Origin of the sequence: Streptomyces botrytidirepellens (genome assembly GCF_003721215.1) — a bacterium.
Taxonomy (GTDB): domain Bacteria; phylum Actinomycetota; class Actinomycetes; order Streptomycetales; family Streptomycetaceae; genus Streptomyces; species Streptomyces himastatinicus.
Genome location: NZ_RIBZ01000478.1, coordinates 1 through 1,874, shown reverse-complemented (window position 1 = coordinate 1,874; position 1,874 = coordinate 1). Strand labels below are relative to the sequence as shown.

Annotated in this window: 2 protein-coding genes; both read left to right on the top strand. The window is 72.0% G+C overall.

The annotated features are described in order from the left end of the window. The first annotated feature begins 216 nt into the window (after nt 1–216). Nucleotides 217–960: a hypothetical protein gene (locus EEJ42_RS31745; RefSeq protein ID WP_123105331.1), complete on the top strand. Its 744-nt coding sequence runs from the start codon at nt 217–219 to the stop codon at nt 958–960. A 246-nt stretch (nt 961–1,206) separates the two neighbouring features. Beyond that, nucleotides 1,207–1,857 carry a hypothetical protein gene (locus EEJ42_RS31740; protein ID WP_123105330.1) on the top strand — a complete coding sequence of 217 codons (651 nt, stop codon included), beginning with the start codon at nt 1,207–1,209 and terminating at the stop codon, nt 1,855–1,857. The last annotated feature ends 17 nt before the right edge of the window (nt 1,858–1,874 follow it).

Genomic DNA, 1,874 nt, shown 5'->3' with positions numbered 1-1,874 from the left:
CGGCCCGTGCTCCAGCACGCGCCCTCATAGCCCTCACTACCCGCCCCGCCTGTTGCCTGTCTAACCCCCGCACGCCTGACCGTGGGGTCCGCCGGGCCCCGCAGCCCGGCGCGCCCCGTGCCCTGCACTCCGGCGCCCCGCGCCCCTTGCTCGTGTGGCGCGTCGTGGTGCCGTGCCCGGCATCACCCCGTCCCGTCATCAGGAAGAGGAGTCTTCATGCCCACCCACACCCAGCCCGACTCCATCACCACCGTCACCGCCGGGTGTTCTCACCCCGGCGGCCCGGCCCGGCCGTCCACCGGTCGAGGCGGCAGCTACACCGTGACCGCGTTCGTGAATGTCGACCCGGACTGCTATGACGGCTACCAGGAGGGTCACATGGTCGCCGAGGTCACTACCTCTGCCGGTGCGCCGCTGTGTCTGGTGTTCGACACCGGCACGGTGGACCGCGCCCAGGAGGCGGCGCTGGTCGCGTACGACGTTGGTAACCGGCAGGGCAGCGACGACCGCGGCCAGTACTGGCCCGCCGATGTGCGGTCGCTGTCCAAGGGCGATGTCCTGGCGGTCACCAGCCCCGAGGGCACCACCACCTATCTCAGCGTCGATTCGCTGGGTTGCTCCGAGATCCCGCGCCCGTCGGCCTACACGGTCCTCGCTTCCGTACCCAGCGCGACGTGCCGCCGCGCTTTCCAGTGGCAGCCCGACGATCCCACGGCCACGGGTCCGCTCATCGGCGCCCTCCTCTGCGACAACGCCGACTTCCGTCACCCGTCCGGCCCCGGTGACACCATCAATCTCCTTCTCCACACGCGCGGGGCCGATCTGCTGGCCCGGCCGGGGGACTGGCTGGTGCGCGCCTACGGCGCTATCTGGCACGTGATCAGCGCCGACACGCTCGCCACGCGGCGGATCTCCGCACCCGCCACCCCGGCGCGCGCTCGCGGTCCCCGGGACCGCTGACCACACCAACCCTCTGGGCCTGCCCGCGCTGCGCTCTTACCGCGCGCGGGCCGGGCCCGGCGGCCTTCGACGGCGCCGGTACCACCGACGGGAGACGACGGCGGTACGGGCACCCAGGACCGGCAACGTTCGCCCACCGGCTCCGCACCCCTGCCCCGCCGCTCCTGGCCGGGCGGGCGCTCCTTCAGGCGCCTGGCGGGGAGCTTCCGCCACGCTCTCGCTTCCGAACAGCAGAAAGGCCCGGCTATGCCCAACATCACCACCCTGCTCACCGACGCGCTCGCCGCATACAACATCTCCGCTTTCTACGACGCGGGGGAGGGCATCCTCGTCGCGCACCCGGCCACTGTCTCCCGACACAAGGCCCTGACGGGCGAGCACATCGTGTTGGTCACGCCCTACACCCATTCCCCCGGGTGCCACGCCACCGCTTGGGTGCCGGACGGCGAACCGGACTTCATGAATATCGCCACGGTGTATGAGCCGCAAAGGGGATCGGCGCTCGACGACGAGGCGGCCCGGTGCGCGCTTGCCGTCGCCCAGTGGTTCACCGACCCGCGGCCCACCGCAGGCGCCGTCGTACTCGACGCCCTCGCCAAGTACGGCATCACCGCCCGCGAGGGCGACGCGGGCATGAGCTACGAAGTGCCGATCGGCCCGCACGCCCCGGCCCAGGCGGACAGCCCCGTGTATCTGTCCCTGTGCGACCGGGCCCCCGGCGTGGAACACGTACCCGCCGCACACACCGGATGGGTCGTGTTCGCCCACACCGCATCCGGTGAGCCGGTCGGCGACGCGCTCTACTGCACATCGGGAACCGTCCTGGTGGACTGCGACGCCGACTCCGCGGCCGCCGCTGCGTGTATCGCCGACTACCTCATACGCCTCACCCCCTGACCGCCCGCCCCCCGGGG

Coding starts and splice junctions, on each gene's coding strand:
- EEJ42_RS31740 (WP_123105330.1), top strand. CDS start 1,207: ATGCCCAACATCACCACCCTGCTCACCGACGCGCTCGCCGCATACAAC.
- EEJ42_RS31745 (WP_123105331.1), top strand. CDS start 217: ATGCCCACCCACACCCAGCCCGACTCCATCACCACCGTCACCGCCGGG.